This is a genomic window from Collinsella sp. AM13-34, from assembly GCF_003473055.1.
In the GTDB taxonomy this organism is placed as follows: domain Bacteria; phylum Actinomycetota; class Coriobacteriia; order Coriobacteriales; family Coriobacteriaceae; genus Collinsella.
In genome coordinates this window covers 1-2,100 of the sequence record NZ_QRLE01000049.1, presented here as the reverse complement: position 1 = coordinate 2,100, position 2,100 = coordinate 1, and the positions used below count along the sequence as shown (strand labels likewise).

The 2,100-nt window shown below is 54.9% G+C and carries 2 protein-coding genes; both read left to right on the top strand.

Annotation, left to right across the window (positions count from 1 at the left end; genetic code table 11):
- Nucleotides 1-248: 248 nt before the first annotated feature.
- Nucleotides 249-809, top strand: coding sequence for an RNA polymerase sigma factor (locus tag DW151_RS10305; RefSeq protein WP_117583099.1), 561 nt, complete (start codon nucleotides 249-251; stop codon nucleotides 807-809).
- Nucleotides 790-1,920: a DUF4179 domain-containing protein gene (locus tag DW151_RS10300; RefSeq protein WP_117635373.1), complete on the top strand. Its 1,131-nt coding sequence runs from the start codon at nucleotides 790-792 to the stop codon at nucleotides 1,918-1,920. The genes DW151_RS10305 and DW151_RS10300 overlap by 20 nt, the downstream gene beginning before the upstream one ends.
- Nucleotides 1,921-2,100: the final 180 nt, after the last annotated feature.

Here is a 2,100-nt window from a genome sequence, read left to right as displayed (position 1 = left end):
TAGTCGCTATTTATTCAGTCCAAGTTTCGGGGCGCAGTTCATAGGCACCTTTATGGTGGTTTTGCTGACTCGTCCGACCTGTCCATCACGGTGCTTGTGTAATTAACGAGAACACTCATTGTTTTGTAAGGACGGCGCTCACGTGCCGTCCTTTTTTGTCAACTTATGCAGTCTCGACCGTGTTGTATGTAGAGGGACCTCGCGAGACGCCTTCCCTATATCCACCACGACCAATTGGAGGTGACACTATGCCTGCACGCCGTAACCGCAATAGCACGCTCCGATGCGATGCCGATCAGATCGAGCGGGAAGCAAAGCGCTTGGTCGACACGTATTCCGACCTCATCCTTCGATTGTGCTATTCGGCCCTTGGATCCGCTGACGACGCTCAAGACATCTGCCAGGACACGCTGATCAAGATTCTCCAACGCACTCAACCGTTCGACTCGCTCGAACACGAACGTGCTTGGGTGATCCGAGTCGCACTGAACGCATGTCGCGATATCGGCCGTACGCACGCGAATCACCCGGTTGTCGACCTCGATTCGCTCCCCGATTTCTGCGCACCCGTAACACATACCGAGCAAGAATTCGCGCAACGCGACTGCGCCATTCTTTCCGCTGTCACGGCCCTGCCTCAAGCACAGCGCATCGCCATCTTTTTGCACTACTACGCAGGCATGAGCATCAGGGAAATCGCAGACGCCGTTCACGCGACGCCAGCTGCAACCGCCCAGCACCTTAGCCGCGGACGTGCGTCACTTCGGCTTTCCTTGAAAGGAGACCACAATGACTACGAATTCGAATGACTATCGCCACGCCCTGGAGCACATTTCGTTTACCGATAATGCGAAGCAGCACATGGCAAACTCGATTGCTCAGTCCGTCGCCTCGAGCGATGCGGCGACCGCTCAAAGCAACTTTAATGGCACGCGACGCAAGCCGCGCATCGCCCGCCATCCCGTAAGAACAGTCGCTCGCATTGCCGCTGTAACGGCAGTCCTCGCTATCGTCATTGGAGGCGCTGGCACGGCTATGGCAACAGGCGTCCTGCCGCTTCCTTCTGACATGCTTTCCGACATCTTTGACGGACCTGCTTCTCAAACCGAGATCATCGACCGTATTGGCCGGCCCGTCGGTGCTAGCTGCTCCAACAACGGAGTCACCGTGACCGCCGACGCCATCATGGGCGACAAGGATATGGTTACCATCGCCTATACGCTTACGTTCGACGATCCCGCTGCCCTGAAAAAGCTTTCCGAGCCGGGCGAGAACGGAACTATCGCCGGAAGTGTCGATGGAAACGTATACGTTGATGGCGAGCATGGCGGCCAAGGCCAATCATGGCTCATTGACAAGAACCCCAATGACTCCAGCATTCAATACTTTGCACAGTTCAGCGTTGAATCACCCGGCCTTATGGGCAGGACCGTCCGCACGCATATCAACTCTCTCGTTGTGCCACGTGCTGGCAAAGAGCTTCCCGAGTATAAGAAAATACTTACGGGCCCATGGGATCTTAAGTTCCAGCTGAATTACGAAGATACATCCGTTACGATTCCCGCGCCCAAATCGGTCAACTTTAACGGCACCAAGGCGACGATTCAAGAGGCCACCGTATCCTGCGTTGGCGTTTCAGTCCGCTACAACATAGATCGTTCCATCGAACACGACAACAACAGCGGCAAGATGTCTCAAAACATGGAGGAGTCTATGGATGCCGTTGGCAACATACCCCTCATCGTGACGTTCAAAGACGGTCATGTTGAGGACGCAACCAGCCACAGCGGCTATTTCGCAAATAAACTGGATAACGGCACCACTGATGTCCACAAGACCTGGCCGTTCTCGCAAGTTTGTGACACAGACAAGATTGCAAGCGTACAAATTGGCGATACGGTCATTCCCATGAATTCGTAACGCTACGCGGCTCGTATATGCACCCGGTTCCGCACTTCGCGTCTAAAGATGCGCTGTCATCGAGCAGCGTGAGCGCAAGGCCGCCCGTATGGTCGGCTGGGAACACCTCGTTGCGCTAAAAACCACCACGAAGGGGACCGTGAACTGCGCCCCGAAACTTGGACTGAATAAATAGCGACT